The sequence below is a fragment of the Paenibacillus sp. T2-29 genome (assembly GCF_052921365.1).
The window spans coordinates 229402-249497 of sequence record NZ_JBREVE010000005.1 but is presented as its reverse complement, the minus strand read 5'-3'; the positions used below and the strand labels follow the sequence as shown (position 1 = coordinate 249497).

The 20096-nt window shown below is 43.7% G+C and carries 12 protein-coding genes; 3 read left to right on the top strand and 9 right to left on the bottom strand.

Going from position 1 to position 20096, the window contains the following annotated elements; all coding sequences use genetic code 11:
• Positions 1-103: 103 nt before the first annotated feature.
• Genes cysC through ACU1JV_RS16405 form a run of 4 tightly spaced genes read right to left on the bottom strand, consistent with a single transcriptional unit; the run spans position 104 to position 3080 of the window.
• Positions 104-706, bottom strand: a complete 603-nt coding sequence (gene cysC, locus ACU1JV_RS16420; RefSeq protein ID WP_413986189.1) for an adenylyl-sulfate kinase — start codon at positions 704-706, stop codon at positions 104-106.
• Between the two features lie 49 nt (positions 707-755).
• Complete coding sequence (locus ACU1JV_RS16415) at positions 756-1655, bottom strand: TIGR02452 family protein (RefSeq protein ID WP_413986190.1); 900 nt, start codon at positions 1653-1655, stop codon at positions 756-758.
• A gap of 5 nt (positions 1656-1660) precedes the next feature.
• Positions 1661-2143 carry an NADAR family protein gene (locus ACU1JV_RS16410; protein WP_013371357.1) on the bottom strand — a complete coding sequence of 161 codons (483 nt, stop codon included), beginning with the start codon at positions 2141-2143 and terminating at the stop codon, positions 1661-1663.
• A 31-nt stretch (positions 2144-2174) separates the two neighbouring features.
• Complete coding sequence (locus ACU1JV_RS16405) at positions 2175-3080, bottom strand: NUDIX hydrolase (RefSeq protein ID WP_413986191.1); 906 nt, start codon at positions 3078-3080, stop codon at positions 2175-2177.
• A gap of 295 nt (positions 3081-3375) precedes the next feature.
• On the opposite strand from ACU1JV_RS16405, the gene ACU1JV_RS16400 reads away from it, so the two are divergent.
• Complete coding sequence (locus tag ACU1JV_RS16400) at positions 3376-3678, top strand: hypothetical protein (protein ID WP_043885972.1); 303 nt, start codon at positions 3376-3378, stop codon at positions 3676-3678.
• A gap of 110 nt (positions 3679-3788) precedes the next feature.
• Here ACU1JV_RS16400 and ACU1JV_RS16395 read toward each other — a convergent pair whose 3' ends face one another.
• Genes ACU1JV_RS16395 through ACU1JV_RS16385 form a run of 3 tightly spaced genes read right to left on the bottom strand, consistent with a single transcriptional unit; the run spans position 3789 to position 16692 of the window.
• On the bottom strand, positions 3789-4670 hold the full coding sequence (locus tag ACU1JV_RS16395; protein ID WP_165080640.1) for a hypothetical protein: 882 nt from the start codon (positions 4668-4670) through the stop codon (positions 3789-3791).
• On the bottom strand, positions 4657-13248 hold the full coding sequence (locus ACU1JV_RS16390) for an amino acid adenylation domain-containing protein (RefSeq protein ID WP_413986192.1): 8592 nt from the start codon (positions 13246-13248) through the stop codon (positions 4657-4659). The genes ACU1JV_RS16395 and ACU1JV_RS16390 overlap by 14 nt, the downstream gene beginning before the upstream one ends.
• Positions 13249-16692: an amino acid adenylation domain-containing protein gene (locus ACU1JV_RS16385; protein WP_413986193.1), complete on the bottom strand. Its 3444-nt coding sequence runs from the start codon at positions 16690-16692 to the stop codon at positions 13249-13251. It abuts the gene before it with no gap.
• Between the two features lie 177 nt (positions 16693-16869).
• Between ACU1JV_RS16385 and glsA the strand changes: the two genes are divergently transcribed.
• Positions 16870-17808 (top strand): glutaminase A, encoded by a 939-nt coding sequence (gene glsA / locus ACU1JV_RS16380; protein ID WP_013371363.1) that lies wholly within the window; start codon positions 16870-16872, stop codon positions 17806-17808.
• A 69-nt stretch (positions 17809-17877) separates the two neighbouring features.
• On the opposite strand, the gene ACU1JV_RS16375 is transcribed toward glsA, so the two are convergent.
• Both ACU1JV_RS16375 and ACU1JV_RS16370 read right to left on the bottom strand, forming a co-directional pair.
• Positions 17878-18744, bottom strand: coding sequence for a VOC family protein (locus ACU1JV_RS16375; protein WP_413986194.1), 867 nt, complete (start codon positions 18742-18744; stop codon positions 17878-17880).
• Positions 18745-18793: 49 nt separating this feature from the next.
• Positions 18794-19207, bottom strand: a complete 414-nt coding sequence (locus ACU1JV_RS16370) for a DoxX family protein (protein WP_013371365.1) — start codon at positions 19205-19207, stop codon at positions 18794-18796.
• A 268-nt stretch (positions 19208-19475) separates the two neighbouring features.
• On the opposite strand from ACU1JV_RS16370, the gene ACU1JV_RS16365 reads away from it, so the two are divergent.
• Positions 19476-20015, top strand: a complete 540-nt coding sequence (locus tag ACU1JV_RS16365; protein WP_013371366.1) for a helix-turn-helix domain-containing protein — start codon at positions 19476-19478, stop codon at positions 20013-20015.
• Positions 20016-20096: the final 81 nt, after the last annotated feature.

The window sequence follows — 20096 nt, the reverse complement described above, 5'->3', positions numbered from 1 at the left end:
AAATGACTTGAATTTTTTACGTTCTGTAATAATTACATTGATCACTTCTTAGGTTTTGTTATGGAGACTTTCAGACAATATTCATATGGAATTCATCATAAAATCATAATAGGAGCTGCTTTCTATCGAGAAAGTCCAGAATATCCTGTACCGACTGACTTACCTCCCGACCTTCAGTGGATACGATTAAATCAGGTTCCAGCGGTACTTCATATGGAGCATCAATCCCCGTAAAATGATGAATTTCTCCGGCTCGTGCTTTCTTGTACATTCCTTTTGGATCACGACGTTCACATTCCTCTAGACTGCATTGGATATAAATCTCGTAGCAGCCTTCCTGTTGTAAAATGCCCTTTACCATTTCACGATCCTCACGATAAGGCGAAATGGCAGCGCAAATTGTTAGAACCCCCGCATGTGCCATTAGCTTGGACACTTCCGCTATACGACGAATATTTTCTTTGCGGTCAGCGGGTAGAAAACCCAAATTGCGATTCAAACCATGCCGAACATTATCCCCATCCAAAATAAACGTACGTATCCCTCGTGCATATAATGCTTTTTCGAGTGTGGAGGATACCGTTGACTTTCCCGAGCCAGACAGCCCCGTAAACCAAAGCACCGGACTCTTATGTCCGTTCAGAAGCTGTCGAGCTTGCTTATCCACTTCTGATACATGCCAGGTAATGTTGGAAGATGGGTTCATTCAGCACTCTCCTATTTCATCAGTATTAATGGTTAATATGTCTCTGATATTAGGATAGAGCATTTTTAAAACTGTTTAAAGTACGCTGCTCTGTTTTGTGGTCCAATACTGCAAACACAATCTGTTCAAACAGCAGTCCATATCCTTCAGCTACAAGTACTTGCTTAAACCAGTCGGCAACCTCTTCCGGCTTATTGCGGAATACCCCACAACCATAAGCACCAAGCACAAGATGTTCTACACCATTTTGCATGGCCATTCCCAAAATATAACGGATACGCTCCAACATGACTTCTCCAATCCGATTGACCTGCTCTGGCTCCCGTTCACGCACGACTCCAGCATTCACAGCAGGCGCGGTCAGAAAATCGACTAAATACGGATTTTCCAGCAATGTTCCCTGATCATCCCGAAAAACAGGAACTTGGGGAGAATAAATCATATAATCTGAATAAAAACAGCTCCGCAGCTTCCGATTATGTTGATACATTTCCTCCATTTGTGAAATGCAAGGATACAGCGCGGACGAACGAGCTAAGCTTTCCTCTTGAGCCTGACTGCCTCCGAGGAATCCACCTCCTGGGTTTTTGGCTGATGCAAAATTCAAACATGCTACGTGTTCCCGCTTCTCCTCGACCTGGAGTCTATGTGCAGCCTGCAGCGTACTTTCTCCCGTAACTTCTATCTTTCCAATGATCGCCTGTGCGCCTACATCGGAAGAAGCTCCCCATATACTTTTTATTCTTTGCTCTGCCTCTTGCTTTATGGCTACCAGTTGAGAAGGTCTATATAGCTTCGAGCCTGTGACCGCATTTTCTACCTCTTTTGCTATATTTACTTGTACCTGTTTGGTATTCGTATAATGCCCATTTTCCAAAATGGACAGTGTTTCATGCGCCATATATGATCGAACATCCCGATTACTCCGGGAATTCATTGTGTTTTTCATGGTGACTAATCCTCCTTTTGCAATAGATCCTCACGTAAATTCGTCAATATTTCCCCCAGCCAGTTCGTACCTCGCCATAGCTTCCGGTGCCGTATACGAGCATCATTTTCAGCTAAGCCTACACCCCAAATGGTGTCCGTCGGACTAGCCTCAACCAGAGTAGTTCCCTTCGTTTTAAGCAGGTGCTTGAGCAAATTCTGATTTTGGGTGAACTTGGCATAATTTCCGTCATACACGATTTGCTGGCAATTTGCTTCCCACAAGGATTGGTCAAATCCGCGCACACTGCGACCACGGGCTTTTTGCTCCCTTGGGGTGGGGGCTTGCATAATTTTCAGGGCTGCCTCTTCGTCTCCAAAAAGCTGCGCTTTTTTTAGCATCATATATTGCTCGGCACAGTTAAACTCCAACCCATCCACGACAAATTCACATGGGTACCATTGCGAAAATGGCGAATGACTGCGATAAAAAAATGTAAACTTTTCCATTGAATATTCCTCACTTCTTCTTTCTTTTATGCTATATAAAACGTGACCGTGGCTTAAATCGGTATAATTGGGACGGACGATGCCCAGCCGCCTTCCTGTACTCATTGGTTTCTTCCACGAGATCTGCTATTTTGCGACGAAAAGCTGCGGCCAACAGCTCCTTACCTAAAATAATTTCATACACCTGCTGAAGTTCACTCAGTGTAAACAGAGCTGGCATCAGGTGAAACGCAATATCTGTATATTCAATTTTGCTGCGCAAACGCTCAATACCATACGCAATAATTTTGGCATGATCAAAAGCAATTCCCTGTGACTCCAGCACTTCTCGCTTGATTTCTATGGTTTTCCCCTTAAGAATTTCAGTTACTTTCACTTTGGCTGACAGGAGGATGTCCGCATGCTTCAATGTAATGTCAATGTTTTGCTCCCATGTATAACCTTCCGGTTGATTCGTCCGCGTCTCCTGAGCCACACTGTAATCCAGTTCAAACCATTGAGCATCTGCGGCATCATCCCCTGCCTGTACCTCCAAGGATTCATGATCAACTAACGCCATATAAGCGCAGCTGATCACCCGCATACGCGGATCACGTGCCACATCTCCCCAAGTATACAGCTGCTCCATATAAATCTGATCTACATTGGTTTCGGTTTTAAGCTCGCGTCGTGCAGCTTCTTCGAGGCTTTCATTCATGTCTACAAAACCGCCAGGCAACGCCCATTGTCCTATAAAGGGGTGCTCTCCTCTTTGGATCAATAGAAGCTGAAGTGTCTTCTCCGGTAGCTTACGGTAATTTTGCTGGAGCTGATCCATTACAGTAAATAGCAGCATATCTACCGTTACGGATGGGCGTTCATATTGATTCGCATCATAAAGGGCCAGAAACTGCTCTTCCGTCAAGCCACTGTGATTGTGTTTCAATTTATCTTTCATTTGTGTCACCTACCTGCTCATATTTGGGGCATCCTCGCTTTTGCTTCACAAGCAAGCAACGAATGCTTTATGTAAATTTTAATTTGAATCAATTGATAAAAACAAAATGTTAATATCAATACAATAATATATAAATAATGCTTCGTCAATAGGGTGTATAGACCTATTTTTGATCATATGATAGTACTATTAGACTGTTTACTGAATTTTGCTTGTTGCTTATTGTCATATCATGTATGATGTTTTGGTCAATATAGGAAACACAACATACTAAACACGTAGGGAGAAGATTCAATTGTCTAACCAGTTTAATCCGCAACACAATCAACAAGGAGCACCATCCAGACCAGCCCCTGTTTACCCGCCACCTGTTTCATTCAAGGAGTGGATGATCAGTTTACTCCTGATGGCTATACCGGTAGTTGGGCTTGTTATGCTGTTTGTGTGGGCTTTTAGCGGCTCGACGAATCCGAGCAAAGCGAACTACGCTAAGGCAGGTCTTCTTTGGGCTGCTATTGTAATTGTGATCTATATCATTATGGCTGTTGCTCTATTGCCTGCTATTATAAGCTCATTGAACTCCAGCAGCTACTATTGATTTCAAGTACATAGCAAAATAACCTTCCGATGAATCAATCTGAACCATCAGAAGGCTTTAAACTAAACTGCCGATCCTGTCGGCAGTTTTTTTATTTGATCTCTTTCACTTTACTTGTACCAAAGATCATCGGTTTCGAGCTCCTGTAGGCTGCTCAAAAACGATTTTGAGTTATCAACATAAAGTTCGGTGTCGATATAGTACAGCTTTTTATCTTGTAAGCATTGATCAATATACTCTACATTCAAAATACTTTTATCTTCTACATTGGCGGCAAATGCTTGTAGTTTGGGAAGTGCAGTTTTCTGATATTCAAGCCACGAATGATGGAATCCAGCCGGCTCCTCCAGACAATAAATGTCATGATACAACGCTTCAGCAATTCCTTTTTTCCTGAGATAATCGGGTGAGAAAGGCATACTTTTGAAGTAGCGTCCGGTCATAGCAAACACGCGATAGCTCCAATGAGGAGCACCATGATTAGATTGGCAAAAAAGATTCAGGAAAAATACAGAATAGTGCATTTTTATCGTAATAATATGATGTTTCTTCACTTCCGCAACAATACGATCCGCCATCCGGCTGTCAATGATCTCATCGAAATCAGCCAAGATGATCACATCATCATCCTCAACCTTTTCCTGCAAAATAAAGGTGCTCCTGTTTCTTTGGCAAGCTTCATTGTGAAACGCACTGTTATGACTGAGCAGACTCCAGTACCAGTGGTCAAAGTGATCTGCGCCGCAGCGATCCACATCAAAATACAATGAATGCTCTTCAGGTGCGCGAAACAGTTCATCCGCATGAAATGGATGGTGAAAGACCTTTGGACCTATATAACCTGGATTAAAGTTGCAGGGCTTATCCAAATAGCTGAATGTCTTGTTGGCTTCGATTACGTGCAGTTCGTCGATCCAGCTGGCATTTTCTTTTATTTTAATCTCTGCAATGCGATTTTCATTGAAAAAAGGGCAAAATTCATATATTTTCATAATCTGAGGCTCCCTCCATTATCATGCTATATGGTCGAACACCAATGCTTCGATACAGATATTCGGATATAAAGCGTATTAGCTCTGCGATCGTCTGATCCTTATAATGCAGTGAACTATAATAGCAGGTTAAACTTAATCTATCTCGTCTAAGGTCTGCCGTCATATTTAACTTGTAAGCAGAGGGGTTGTCCGCCGCATTCGTGTTTCCGTAAGAAATCGATAAAGGCTCATACAAATCATCAGCTATTCCGTTCATTTCCTCTGATTGGTAATGGAAAAGCATGTGCGTTCCGTCTCTCAGTGGTTTCGTATTTGGATAAACATCCTGTATCATATAACGTAAAATAAAGTAATCCATGCCTTCAGATGGAACATGCTGCAACATGTGTATGACATGTCTCAGTGCCATTTCCCAATTGTCCGACTGATCTCCTGCCGGGATCTGAATACGAAGGGGATATGCTCCAGCAAAAAAACCAATAGTACGATCAATCACAATACCCGGCAAAAAGGACTCACGTTGATAAGACATGACATGCAGCAGCAAATCCGATTGGTTTTTCAATTGAAAACAAGCCTGTGATAATGCCGTTAGTAGGATGCTCAGTGGTGTAGTTTGATGCTTTACAGCCAATGCCTTTAATAGCTGAAGATGCTCTTCTCCTTCAAGTAAATCAAGCGTTATAGTTTTCATGTGGCGATGGAGAGGCTGTGCCTCAGATTCTGTGTCAACCTGCAAAGATTGTCCGCCTTCTACAATCCTGTTCCAAAAAGTGAATGCTTTAGAAAAAGTGTCTTTCGCCGCATATTGCGTCAACGCCATGCACCAATCCCGATAACTGCTTCCCTCCTCCACATGTAGCGCCAGATTACTCCCTTGTCCCGGCAAGAGAAGATGTCTCAAATCCTCTAAAAAAATGTTTATAGAGATTCCGTCAAAAATTAAATGATGGAACAGAAGCAATATCACCTGTTGGCTCTCGTCGTAATAGTGCGCAAACCATACAACCTTCCATAAAGGTCCTTCCTTGATATCGAATTCATGCTGCACTTTCGAGCAGTAGTCCGAAATATAGGCGTCATGTGATCCCGAAACCATGCGCAAATCCACGTAAGAAACCACCTGTTGTACACTTATTTTCTGCTCAAATTGATACCATTCATCATCCTCCAGTTGAGCAAATGACAGCCGTAACGCCGCATGTTTGCTCAATAGTTGTTCAATCGACGTGTTCAGCAATTCTGTAGGAATGTAATTTTTGAGCAGAGCCAGGTAAGGTACATTAAACATGTTGCGATTCACAAGATCTCTTTGGAAAAAACGTTTTTGTACAGCAGACAGTGGAAATCCGTCATACGGGTATGTTTTTCTTATAGACTGAATATACGGGTTATCCATGTTTGGAAAGAGGGCAGCCGCTGTATCCGTCATTGCATTGCTCAACGAAAGTGCCAAACGTTCGATCGTCTGTTCGCGAAATATCTGGTTAACCGTAACCGGATATCCGCTTTTTTGCAGCAGGCTGGCTATGCGCAATGCATGGAGTGAATGTCCTCCCAACGTGTGAAAGTCTTCATTCTTGCCAATGTAATCTAGCTTCAGGACCATGCTCCAAACTTCTTCTATGGTTTGCTCCAATTCAGTCCACGGTCCAGCATTTGCTTCTTTATCGCTATGGATTTCAGGTAAAGGAAGCTTTTTGCGATCAATTTTCCCGTTAATCGTTAATGGGAACGATTTTAGCCAAATGTAACGAAACGGCAGCATATATGATGGCAGAACGTCGGCCATAAAAGCATGAAGCTGTTCCTCTCGTTCTTCCTCTTCCGCTGTATAGTAAGCGAACATTCGGAGATCACCATGAACCTCCTGCATAAGGACCAGGCATTCTTTTATCGCAGGATAGCTGCTAAGACGGAACTCGGCTTCTCCGAGTTCGATTCGATATCCGCGGAGTTTTACCTGATCATCAACCCGTCCGATATACTCGATATTCCCGTCTGGCAACCATCTCACTCGATCTCCCGTACGATATAATACTAAATTTGTGCCTCTTTCACGATCTTTGGCAGAGCGGTGTGGATTTGGAGTAAACGCATGCTGTGTCAATTGGTTTTGCTGCCAATACCCCCTCGCCACCCCGTCTCCTCCCACGTATAATTCCCCGACTGCTCCGACAGGCTGAACACGGCCCCGTTTGTCCAAAATATAACAAGTTGAATTACTTATGGGCTTACCGATAGGAATATTCTGCTCAAATGGCTTTTCGATCCGGTAGCTCGTCGAAAAAGTGGTGTTCTCCGTAGGACCGTATGCATTGAGAATCGAGAGTTGCGGATAGGCGAGCCGGATACGATTGATATGTTTAACCGACAAAATTTCCCCACCTACGACCAACCATTGGAGTCCAGCAAACAGCTTTTCATTTTCTTCAATCCAGTGATTACACAGGGCAGAACTTAACCATAGGGTATTAATTCTCCACTCCTTTATTCGCTGCTCCAGCACATGGATATTTAAAAGATCGTCTTTGGAAATTACAAACAGCTGGCCGCCATTCAGCAACGTCCCCCAAATTTCAAACGTAGAAGCGTCAAAAACAGGCGAACCCGTATAGAGTAATCTGATGTCAGAGGAAAATGGGAAATAACAAGTGTTTTTGACCAAGCGAATGACATTGCGATGTTCCACCATTATGCCTTTCGGTTTTCCCGTCGATCCGGACGTATACATGAGATAAGCAAGGTCATTGGGAGCAACCCTATTTTCCTTCTTTTCCTGTTGTACAACTCCATTTTGGTCAAAATGTTCTGTATCAATCAATGTTAAACGGATTCCCTTACAAGCTTCCGAGATACGTTTTGTTCCTTCCTGTGAAGTGAGGATAGTGTCCAGTCCAGCATCCTTGATTAATTCTCGGGTTCTTTCTGCCGGAAAATCAGGATCAATAGGAACATAGGCATATCCCGCTTTCATGATCGCCAGGATGGAAACAATGAATTCAAGAGAACGCGGCAAGTAAACTCCAATAAACTTTCCATGACTACTGGCATTAGCATCATCCGCTAACCTGTTGGCAATGTGCTGAGACATGAGGTTTAGGCTGTGGTAGGACATAACCTGATTGTGCGCGATTACTGCTGGCTGTGAAGACCGCAGCTTTGCCTGCTCCTGAAATAAGTCAACAATCGAACGATCTCTGGGATATGCTGTATACGTATTATTCCAGTCATAGACGATTCGATCATATTCATCCTTATTCATGAAGCAAACGTCTCCGACGGTGTGATTCGGATATTCCAGCACATATTGCACCGTATTTTGTAGTTGTTCTGCCAATCGGCTAACCGTTTCTTGCTTCAGTCGATCTGCGTCATATATAAACTTGATGATGATCTGTTCCCCGTCATGAGCCACGGTGATCGTCATTGGATAATTCGTTTTCTCTCGTTCCTCCATAGCTGACATCTTCAATTCATTTTCAGGCTGCCGATAGTCGTTCAAATAATTTTCGAATGCCACGATGCTATAAAACATGGCATGTCCTTGAATACCAGACCAGCTCTTCAATTCGTTCAGACTCACATAACTGTGGTCGTTTAGTTTCTGAATGGTTTGGTGCAGCTGTTGTACATACTCCGTGATGGTTTGCTCCACATTCCAGTGCATGACTAAAGGCAGTGTATTAATCAGCATACCTGTGATCCGATCCGCTTGTGCAAGATCCGATCCTCTCCCGGATACCACCATGCCAAAAATGGTTGTATCGGCATCATGATAGACTTGTAGCATTTTGCCCCATGCGAACTGTACCAGTGTATTTAGCGAAACTTGTACTTGCTGTACAAAATCGGCGATCTGCTTGGTTCGTCTTGAATCGATAATAAGCGTTTCGATCTGCTGGTTCTCTATCGGTTGATGTACATCGGGAAGTGTACCTTTTTCTATCAGTGGTCGTGTCGGCTCCGTTACGTCGGCCAAATATGCCCTCCAGAATGTCTCGGCCTCCGTGCGATCCTTATTATTTAGCCAACGAATATAAGATTCAAAAAAACGGTTCAAGTTGCGTTGAGGTATCCGATTTTGCAGGCTGCAAGCATAGAGCTCATGTACCCGATTCAGTAGTAGCGGCAGGCTCCAACCGTCCAGCAAAATATGGTGGTAACTCCAAATCATCGTCCATTCGTTCGAAGCAATCTGAATTAGGGTTAGGCGGAACGCAGGCTGAGTTAGATCAAAACGGCGATTACGATCCATTGTCATCCAGCGTTCGATATGCTCTTGTTGCCGCTCTGGTTGCTCTGCTTCAAAATCCAAAAACGTCCATTCCAATTCTGCATTTCGGACAATACATTGTATGGGCTTGTCCAACGTCTCCCAAATGTAGCAAGTCCGCAAGCTATCATTTTCGGCAATGACGCTGTTCCAGGCTTCCCGGTAACGATCTACCTCTAGCCTGCCATGATATTTCCAATGAACCTGCACGAAATATTGATCGGAGGCGGGATGGTCCAAGTAATGGAACAGTAGTCCTTCCTGTAAGGGACTTAGATACAGCATTTTATCTAGACCATGTTTCAAATGATATGTCTTTACGATCTGATCGAGCGAATGCTGTTCCAGGGACACGGATGGAAAATCACTAGGCGTGAATTCTTCGTGTTCAGCCTGGCTGCAATGCTCGATAATAGCAAGCAGACGTGTTACAAAAGCTTCTAGCAATTGAGTTATAGTTACTTCTTCATAGTGACATTTGCTATATTTCATAAACAGATGCAGCTTGCCATGAACTATGGAACAATTGAGTTCCAATAGGCTTGTTCCATGATTAAGCGGTGAGCTATAATCCTGTGCTGCGTCACGTGTAAACTCTAGCCACTCGTTTGACTCGTTCATATTACCCTGATCAAATTGGCCCAAGTAATTAAAAAGAGCCTGAGGTTCAGAAGCTGCTAACTCGGAACGGACTTCTTCGTGCGGGTGGCAGTATCTCAAAGCACCATATGACATACCACGGTGAGGAATATAGCGCAATTGCTCTTTGACAGATTTAATCGTCGCTCCCAAAGAGCCGCTATCCAAAATCCGAATGCATACCGGAAACATAGAGGTAAACCAACCGATAGTTCTTGTAAGGTCTATATCGGATACAAAATGCTCACGTCCATGACCTTCTAAGCGAAATGCAATCGTTGTCTGTCCAGACCAATCGGAGAGTGCCAAGGACCAAGCTGTAAGCAGCAAATCGTTGATCTCAGTATGGTAAGCCTGGGAGCAATGGTGCAAAAGCAGCTCCGTATCGTCGAAAGTAAGCATCGTAACCAATTCCGACGATGCACTGCTCTTTTTATGAGCCGGGTAATGGTCTACTGGCAGCACAAATGCTGCAGCTTGGTACTGTACTATTTTCCAATACTCAATATGACTTAACGTATCCTTATGTTCAGAATAACTCATCAATACAGAGTGCCACTTTTTGTATGGATTCAAAACGGGCGGCAGTGCAGTCCCCTGATACAATTGACACAATTCCTGAACCAATATTCTCCAGGAAACTCCATCAATGACCAGATGATGTATAGTCATAAATAAACGAGCTTTACCATCAGGATGACCTTGGATTACTCCTGCATATATCATAGCGCCGGTCTCATAATTCAATTGTCTGTTCCACGCATCACATATGCTTAAAATTTCTGATTCAGGATAATCAATTTGTTGAAGGGTATAGCTAGCCAGTTGAATGGAGGCATCCGTTCGATAGCGCTGCGAATACACATGTTCCCTGACCACAATCTCCGTCGAAAGCTCTGGATGTAATCGAATCAATTGATAAATGGCAGTTTCCAATCTCACAGGATCAAAATCACGGAGCACAAACAGCTGGGATTGATTGAAATAATGCGGCTCTACAAACTGTTGCTCGAAAAACCACTGCTGAATCGGTGTCAATCCAAATTCGCCTGTCAAATCAACCATAAGCTCTTCCGTTTGATTACTGTTTGTCCAAGTAACAACAGTAGCTAATTTCTTAATAGTTGGATGCTCTGCCACTAGTCTTGGAGTAAGTATCATACCGTGATCTCTGGCCATAGATACGACCTGAATGGCAAGAATTGAATCTCCCCCAACAGCGTAAAAATGGTCGTTAACTCCGATATCTCCCCTTTTTAAAATCTGTCGCCAAATCCTAAGCAAACGCTTTTCAAGATCATCCTCGTCTGCTTCCACAACTTCATCAGCTTGAAGAAATAAGGTACTCTTCGGGTCGGGGAGAGCCCCGCGGTCGATTTTCCCGTTAGTATTTACTGGAAGAGAATCCAAATGGGAGAAATATAAAGGAACCATATAAGCTGGTAATACAGCACCTAAGTGCTGCGTCAATTCCGCCTCTTCTAGTTCTTCTAGAGCAGTATAATAAGCTACCAGTTTATGGTATGACCCGTCCTTCCAGGTTTGAACGACACATTGACCGATGTCAGGATGTTGGCGTAGCTGATATTCTATTTCACCCAGTTCGATACGATACCCTCTGATTTTAATCTGTTCATCACTACGCCCTATAAATACCAGTTCTCCATCCGGCGTCCATTTCACAATGTCCCCGGTTTTATATAATCGCTCACTGTGTGACGGATATTCACTGCTGACTGCAATCTCTTTGTGAACGAACCGTTCTCGAGTCAGTTCCTCACGATTCAAATATCCTCTGGCAAGTCCAATGCCCCCTACCCATAGTTCGCCGGGGACGCCGACAGGCACAGGATTACCGAATGAGTTCAAGACGATTAAACGTTTGTTATAAACGGGTTTGCCAATCGTAATTTCTTTTCCTGGCTGGCAGACAGAAGTAGCACAAATAATCGTTACTTCGGTCGGCCCGTAAGCGTTCACAAATCGTCTTCCTCTTCCCCAATAGTCGACAATATCAGGTGCACAGGGTTCTCCAGCAGATACAAGTGTACGCAATTTTGGCAATTCTCTATGTTTCATTGTTCGGAGCACCGATGGCGTCAGCATGGCAATGTGGATCTTCTTCTCTGCCAGAATATCTGAAATGTCTGCATAAGGGGGGAGTTCATCGTCTGAAAGGACAACCAAAGTCCCGCCTACTGATAACGTGCCGATCCATTCGTAGACCGAAGCGTCGAAACTCATGGAGGCGAATTGCATGACTCTTGAGTCGGACGTAATACCAAACTTTTCAACAAGATAAGGGATCAACGTAACCAAGCCAGCATGTTCAATGAGAGTGCCCTTCGGTTTTCCGGTAGACCCGGATGTGTAGATGACATAAGCCAGATCATTCTGTTTCAGCCCGATCTGCAAATTTTCGTAAGGATAGCAGTCCTGTTGCTCCGAGCATTCATCCACACAAATCAGCGTATGTGGTTTCATACCCAGTTGAGAAATATATGGATTTATCCTGCTTACTAATTGGCTGTGCGTTATAATCATTTGGGCCTGTGCATCTTCTAAAATAAATCGCAACCGCTCTCCAGGATATTGGGGATCGACCGGAAGGTAAGCAGCTCCTGCTTTCATAACTCCGAGCATTGACGGGATCACATCTGCGCTCCTGTCCATAATGATAGCAATCAGCGTGCCAGCCGGCAGAGAGCCATGTCCTTGCAGCAAATGCGACTCTATAATCATGTGGCTGATTTGATTTGCCCGGTGATTTAACTCATAATAAGTCAGCTTCTGCTCACCAAACTCCAAAGCGATCGCATTGGGTGTTCGATCAGCTTGCTCCTCGATCAATTGAACCACCGTTTTATCCAAAGGATAGGCTTGTTCTGTATCATTCCATTGTTGCATCTGTTCGAGTTCTTCCGTGGTCAGCATGGGGTGAAATAGTATCTTTTTCTGCGGAAAAAGGAGTGCATTTTCCAGCAATGTTTGAAAATGGCCTGCGAAGCTAGCGATTTGTCTTTCTCCAAAACGATTGCCATCATACTGTATTGCGCACTCCAATATATCCGCATCATAATGGTAGCAGAGTGCGATTTCTAGCTGATCTATACTTCGTAAGAGAGCCTGTGCTTTCACATTTGAACTTGGAGATAGGAAATGATCACACATTTCTGTGATACCCACATTGAAGAAATCCTTCTCTCCCCCTGATCGAGGATCGACTTTAGTCTGCTGCGAAGAATCCTCTCTCCAATCGCCGCAGGTATGTCGTTTGTTCCAATCCATTTGTGTCCTTTGTATCAAAGAGAAAAGATCATCTTCCCTCTGTATATGAATGAGTAGCGGATAATCCAGACGATCTCCTTTTTCTTCTTTGTCCGATATCATAGAATATACAACAGGCAAAGCATATTGATTGGCGTAATGGGATAGCAGTACGGACCATATGGATGTTATAAAGGAAGGCATACCTATCTGATGATCCTGTACAAATTCTAAAATCGCTTGGACCTGTCTTGTCTCCAAACGAATGCCGTAAAGCACTTGATTGTGGCCTGCAGGCTGTGAGATATTTCTACTGGAGTGAGAAAATAAAGGCAAATAACGTCGTGGTCTATCAGACCCACTCTGACTAGGTATAGTGGATGACTCTATCACTTATTGTACCTCCCCTATCCGGGATGCTATACCAGCAGCTTGATAAAAAGCAGCCCTGACTTCCTCTACTTCTATCTCGTAACTGCATCGTATAGAAAAGATAAGACCATCCGTGTAGGAAGAAGCAATGCAATTGAACAGTGAATGGATCGGCAGTGGATTCGGTTGCTTTATAACGGTATCATCATAATAATTGCTGTATTTTGAGCCTGCCTTCGTGCTGTTTCCTAAATAGTTAAACATGAATAAATCCAGTTGCTCATACTGCTTCCCCAACTGTGCAAGTGTTCTGCTCCGTTTCCACTTGTCTTCGTAATCAGGGCTTGTAAGAAGATGCATAAAATTGATCGTATGGTATTTTAATAAATCCAGTCTGCTTCTGACAGACTGCATCATTTCATCTGGATTTTGCTTCAGATCCAACAGCATAGGCACAAAATCAATAAATTCACCGGTCGTGTTATAATAAGCTTCCTCGTCGTATCTTCTTCCATCATATAAAAATAACAATGGCAGCTTATCCATACCTAAATAAGTTTGCAGGCCCCTTGTATAGACATAAAGCGCCAGCTCTAAAGAAGGATTTGCAGCGGGAATGCATACGTTAAACAGGTAGGCTTCTGTGCTCGTTCGAAGCTTCGGGGCTTGGAAGATGTATTGCTTGCTTTTTTGGAACGCTTCCAAATTAAAAGATGATATTAATTCTGGTTCCGTGATTCCTTTTGGTCCACTTTGGATTTGTCTAACATACTCCACATAGGGCTTCACTTCATCCGTAGGAAGGGAGCGATTTTGAAGTAGACTCCTGTAGCTAGCAATCAGCTGTCGCTCAGCTACTTCCGAGGTCACCCGATCGCATATCGCATGATGATAAATAGTAATGACATAATGTTCACGCAGGTTCCGTTTCAGCACAAACATGTGAAACAACATATGCTCTCCGGCGAATCGTGTATTTGTAACATAATCATTTATCATTTCCATAAGGGGGCCACATGGATTGTAAGCTGATACGTCAACAATGTTAAGTCTTGGCACATTATCACTAGGCAGTACGTATTCCCTCCAATAAGTCCATCCATCTCTTTGGGTCGGAACACTCCTCAGTAACCCTTGACTTTGGACAAAATGATTGTAGGCCTGATTCAAAAAATCATAATTCACACACTCATCCAGCCTAAATACACCTAAACTTGGTGGTGTTTGAAACGAAATTTGCATTTGTTGAATTCCACTTAGCGGATATTCTTGTGCCACTTCCCCTCTTTTAAGAAACTGATCTTTTTTCAAATAATCATCTTTCAATTGCTTGCGTAAACTTTCCACTGGATCCGAATTCATGCTCTTTAAGCCTAGACGCTGGAAAAATTCCTCTTCATCCATCGTCCAGTATTGATCAGCCATTTCAGCTCTTAGATGCAGTGGTACAATATAGTGTGGCAGTAGCTCTGGAACTACTTTTCCGTCCATAATCCGCAAGATATGGTTAACGTCAGCCACCATGTCGGAGTAAAGCACCTGAATATCTCTAACTTCGTGAATAAAATCCCTTACTTGGTATTTCACCCACTCAAAAACACCATCCGTTTCTTGGTGAAGCCAAGACATCAGCTGATGTGTTGTTTTAATGATGCCCTGCTGCTGTTGGGACCCGATAACACTATTCTGTGTTGAACGAAGGTAATCAGCGAGGGCCCGAATCGTTTTATAGTGATAAATGTCCGTTAAAGTGACGTGATATCCTGCCCACTCCATCCTTGACATTAATGTAAGCGCATGAATAGAATGTCCACCGAGGTCGACAAAGCTATCTAAAACACTGATCTGCTGCAGTCCCAATACATCCTGCCATATATCCATCAGCTTCGTCTCCAGTCCCGGCTCAGGAGGGACATATTCTGCTCCAGCATGCATATTTCCTTGAAGGGCCAATAGTGCCTTGCGATCCAGCTTACCATTCAGTGTCAGTGGCATCTGCTCTAATTGAGTAAAAAAAGAGGGAATCATGTAATTCGGCAGTTTTATAGAGAGAGCAAATTTAATTTCATCTGTTGTCAGTTTTGTGGTCGCTGTAAAGTACGCTTCCAGTTGCTTCTGTCCGTCCTCATTTTCGCGGGCAATAACAGCCGCTTCTTGTATATCATTTATTTTTAATAGATGCGACTCTATTTCTCCTGGCTCAATTCGGTACCCCCGTATTTTCACTTGACCGTCGATCCGGCTAATATATTCGATGTTTCCGTCCGCTTGCTCTTGTACCCAATCTCCGGTACGATACAACCTGCCTCCAGGTACCCGTGAAGACTGAATAAACCGCTCTGCTGTCAGCTCTGGACGATTCAAATAACCTTTAACTAATCCATCGCCAGCGATGTACAATTCGCCTGCAACTCCCTGCGGTAGAGGACACAGCTTCGAATCCAGGACATAAATCTTCGTGTTGCTAATTGGTTTGCCGATCGGCACAGTATTCGCATTTTCGTCCAAATGATCAACCGGGTAATACGTAGCAAATACCGTGCTCTCCGTCGGCCCATAGACATGAATTAAACGGCCGGGACCCAGAACAGCGAACGCTTTACGCACATGGCTGACCGACACCTTCTCACCACCGAATAGCAAGGTTTCAATGGTTGCAAAGCAGCCGGGATCAATATCCACCAATGCATTAAAAAGAGCCGTCGTGACAAAGCATTTTGTAATCTGTTGTGTACGTAGTTTATTTGATAGCTCCCGTGCATTTATAGATTGATCCTGTGTGCTCAAAACAAGAGTGCCCCCATTAAGCAAAGCCCCATAAATACCAAATGTAGCACCATCAAACGAAAAACTGGACACTTGCAATATCCGATCTTTTGTCGAGAAATGGATGTAATTGGGCTTTTTAACAACACGTGTAATGTTGTAGTGCATCGTTAAGGTTCCCTTAGGTTCGCCCGTAGAACCGGACGTATACATAATGCATGCTAGCGTATCGGAACCTTGAATAGATGTGAGATTCCGTGTTTCTTTTCCATAATTCCGCTTGTCCATCAAATCCAGTACAAGACTGTCGAGCTCCAATGGGTTGTGGATTGGAAGCCGGGTCAGCAGGAGGGTTGCGCCGGAATCCGTCAGCATATAGCGTATACGTTCCTTTGGATATTGCGGATCAATCGGCACATAGGCTCCCCCGGCTTTTAAAATTCCGAAAATCCCGATAATCATCTCCAATGAGCAGTCAACCATGATCCCGACGGGCTCGTCTTTATCTACACCTTTGGCTCGCAAAACATGTGCAAGCTGATTGGCCTGTTTGTTCAGATCGGCATACGTCAAGTCCTTGTCCCCAAATACAACCGCTACGTGGTCCGGTGTACGCTCAACCTGCTCCTCAAACAATTGATGAATCGTTTTCTCCCGCGGGTAATCCGCTAACATACCGTGTAACATGTTTAAGATCATCTCCTTCTCCTGTCAGCCATAATCCAGATATTACAATAGGTTGGATATTTAACTGGAGAAAAAGAAATGACATCAGAGCTTGTTTTTCGACTGAAAATTTCTTTAAAATAAGTATATAGCTACTTCTTGCTCTACAATAAAATACCACAGATTGGTTACTCGACTGGAGGAAAAGAAATGACATCGGAGTGGCAGAGATTACAGACCAAACTGCCGGAATGGGTAGAACAAAGCCGTCATGAGTATATTCATGGCAAGGTAGCAGCATATATTCCCGAACTGTCCAAAGCCCCGGCCGACGCGCTGGGTATTGTGGTAATGAACGGTGCGGGTGAGACCGTGGTAGCCGGAGATACGGAAATACAATTTACGATGCAGAGCATCTCAAAGGTATTTACGCTCATTCTGGCCTTGATGGATAATGGAGAGGACGTTGTCTTCTCTAAGGTGGGGATGGAGCCTACCGGGGACCGTTTTAATTCCATGCTAAAGCTAGAACTGGTTGAGCCGGGGATACCGTTTAATCCACTGATTAACGCTGGAGCAATTGCTGTCTCCTCTCTGATTCGCGGAAACAGTCCAGAAGAGAGATTTGCCCGTGTCCTTCAATTTTTCCGTCTGCTTACTCATAATGACACATTGGAATATGATCAGGATGTCTACGATTCAGAATCAGCCACAGGCCATTTAAACCGTTCCCTTGCTTATTTTCTAATGGAAAAGGGGATTTTAAGAGGTCATGTGGAGGATGTGCTTGACGTCTATTTCAGACATTGTGCTGTCAAATTGAACTGTACAGATTTAGCACGTATGGGACTCATACTAGCCTACAACGGCCGTGATCCGGTCACAGGTATACCTCTGATTCCCCGTCGCTATGTACAGATCGCCAAAACATTTATGACAACATGCGGTATGTATGACGCCTCTGGTGAATTCGCCATTCAAGTCGGGCTCCCTGCCAAAAGCGGCGTATCTGGCAGTATAATGACGATGGTACCCGGACGATACGGCATCGGACTAGTGGGTCCTTCATTGAATCGTATGGGCAACAGTACAGCGGGGGTACACTTGCTGGAGACAATGTCACGGGATTTGGATTGGAGCTTGTTTTAGTAACAAAAAAGGGTATTCCCAGCCAGTACGGCTTGTAGGAATACCCTTTTTTGTTACATTCCTGCTATGTTAAATGGTTTGACCATGAACCAATTTGATTTGAATGCGGAACGGGTCAGCCACATACAGGGCCCCATCACGTTTTTGTACTCCATAACCTGCCGCAGTCAAACGAGCAGTAATGGTATCCAATCCTTGTTGGTCTGGAACAATCAGTTCAAAATAATCCAATCCAGCAGCCTGCTCGGGAGCTGGTGGTGCTCCTTCACCTGCCCATATATTCAAGCCCATATGGTGGTGGTAGCCACCCGCGGAAACGAACAGGGCTGAAGATCCGTATCGGCACGTAATGTCAAAGCCAAGCACATCGCAATAAAATTGCTGTGCTGTGAGCAAATTAGATACATGGAAGTGAACGTGCCCAATTACTGTTCCCTGTGGCAGCCCCTGCCAAGGTATATTTTCAGAAATGGCAATCAGGTCTTCTGCATCCACGGGACCTGTTCCCATCATGTAAAATCCATCTGCATCTCTTTTCCATTGATCACGAGGACGATCCGCATAGATTTCAATCCCGTTATTATCGGGATCATGAATGTATAGTGCTTCACTTACATCATGATCTCCCTGTCCGATTTCAATCTCATGAGCTAGCAAATTACGCAAAGACAGGCCAAGAGCTACACGGTTCGGTACGAGAATAGCAAAGTGATACAATCCGGCTGCGGACTGGCGCGGCAGAATAACTGCATTTTCAATATAATTAAGAACCAGTAGCGCATGCTTTCCGTCGACAGTCAATTCAGCAGTATCCGTCGTTTGGCGCAGAAGTTGTAAACCAACGACCTCAGTGTAAAATTGAATAGAACGCTCCAAGTTACTAACTTTTAATGAAACCTGCCCGATTTTAGTGTTGTCATGAATATGTGCTGTCATCAGATTTCCCTCTTTCTACATGGATTGGAGGACTAAGGATGAAACGAAATTATTGTTCTGTTGACCCACGACGACTGAACAAAGAATCCAGAGAGAAGCGAGTTGTCGGTGCAAATACGAGATGAAGAGCTACCAGAATAAAAGCAATATCCAGCTCATAGCCAGCTCCTTGACCATTCCCCATCAACCCGCCGGACAATTTGGCCGTGAAAATGGCACCGATCAATACAATAACTAAAAGTCCGGATACATAGCGAGTAAGCAATCCAAGAATTAATGCAATCCCGCCGACCAACTCAATCACCGCAACGACATAACCTAAAAATCCTGGGACGCCAATGCTGGAAAACCAGCCTGCTACATTACCCAACCCCATTTGGAATTTAGCAATTCCGTGTACCAAAAACAAAATTCCGAGCGCCACCCGCATAATTGTAGAAACGTTTCTGCTTGCCGAACTCATGTTATCTCTCCATTCTGTTTGTTTTATTACACTCATACAAGCGTATATGAATAATTAATTTATATTACTAATAATTTAGTTAAAAAAATAATAACGTTCGAATCTATACGGCAACATATATGTGTGAATCAAACTCAATTATTAGTAATAGTAATAATTATTTTGTAATGTGAATTTAGCATAAGAAACTATAGTCTGTCAACAAATTATTTGGTATGATAAATAATAAATTAGTATACATTATATTTCCCAAAAGGAGGAACGCTCAATGGGTATAGGATGCAACATTCGCGCCGCTCGTAAACGTAAAAATTTATCCATCCAGCAAATATGCGAGCGAACCGGGCTATCTCAAGGGTTTATGAGTCAAGTAGAAAATAATAAAACCTCCCCTTCCATCGCTACATTGGACAGCATCGCTAATGCGCTGAACGTACCTCTCGCTTTTCTGCTTCTTAAAGAAGAGGAACGAATGCAAGTGATTCGCAAGGACGAGCGCCGTAAAACGTTGTATGGTAAAAACAAGCTCCAGGTCGATCATTTGGGAGGGCAGGGTAACGTCAAAATGATGCTCGTTGAAATGCCGCCAGGCTCATCTACAGAAGAAGAGCATGCTCATGCAGGAGATGAGATTCATTTTATTTTGGAGGGCACAGTGTACGTGGAGCAGGGCGAGGATTCAGCTACTCTGGAAGCAGGAGATTCCTTTAGCTGGAGGGCGGCCATCCCCCACTATGCCAAAAATGTAGGAGAAAACAACGCTCGTATTCTGATCTCCGTGTTCCTCGAAGCAGAAAATGATGCCTAATCAAGATTTGAGCACATCACAATATCAATTCCCCATATCATTGCAAAAAGCGTGTACCTGGAAGTTAAATTAACTTCAACG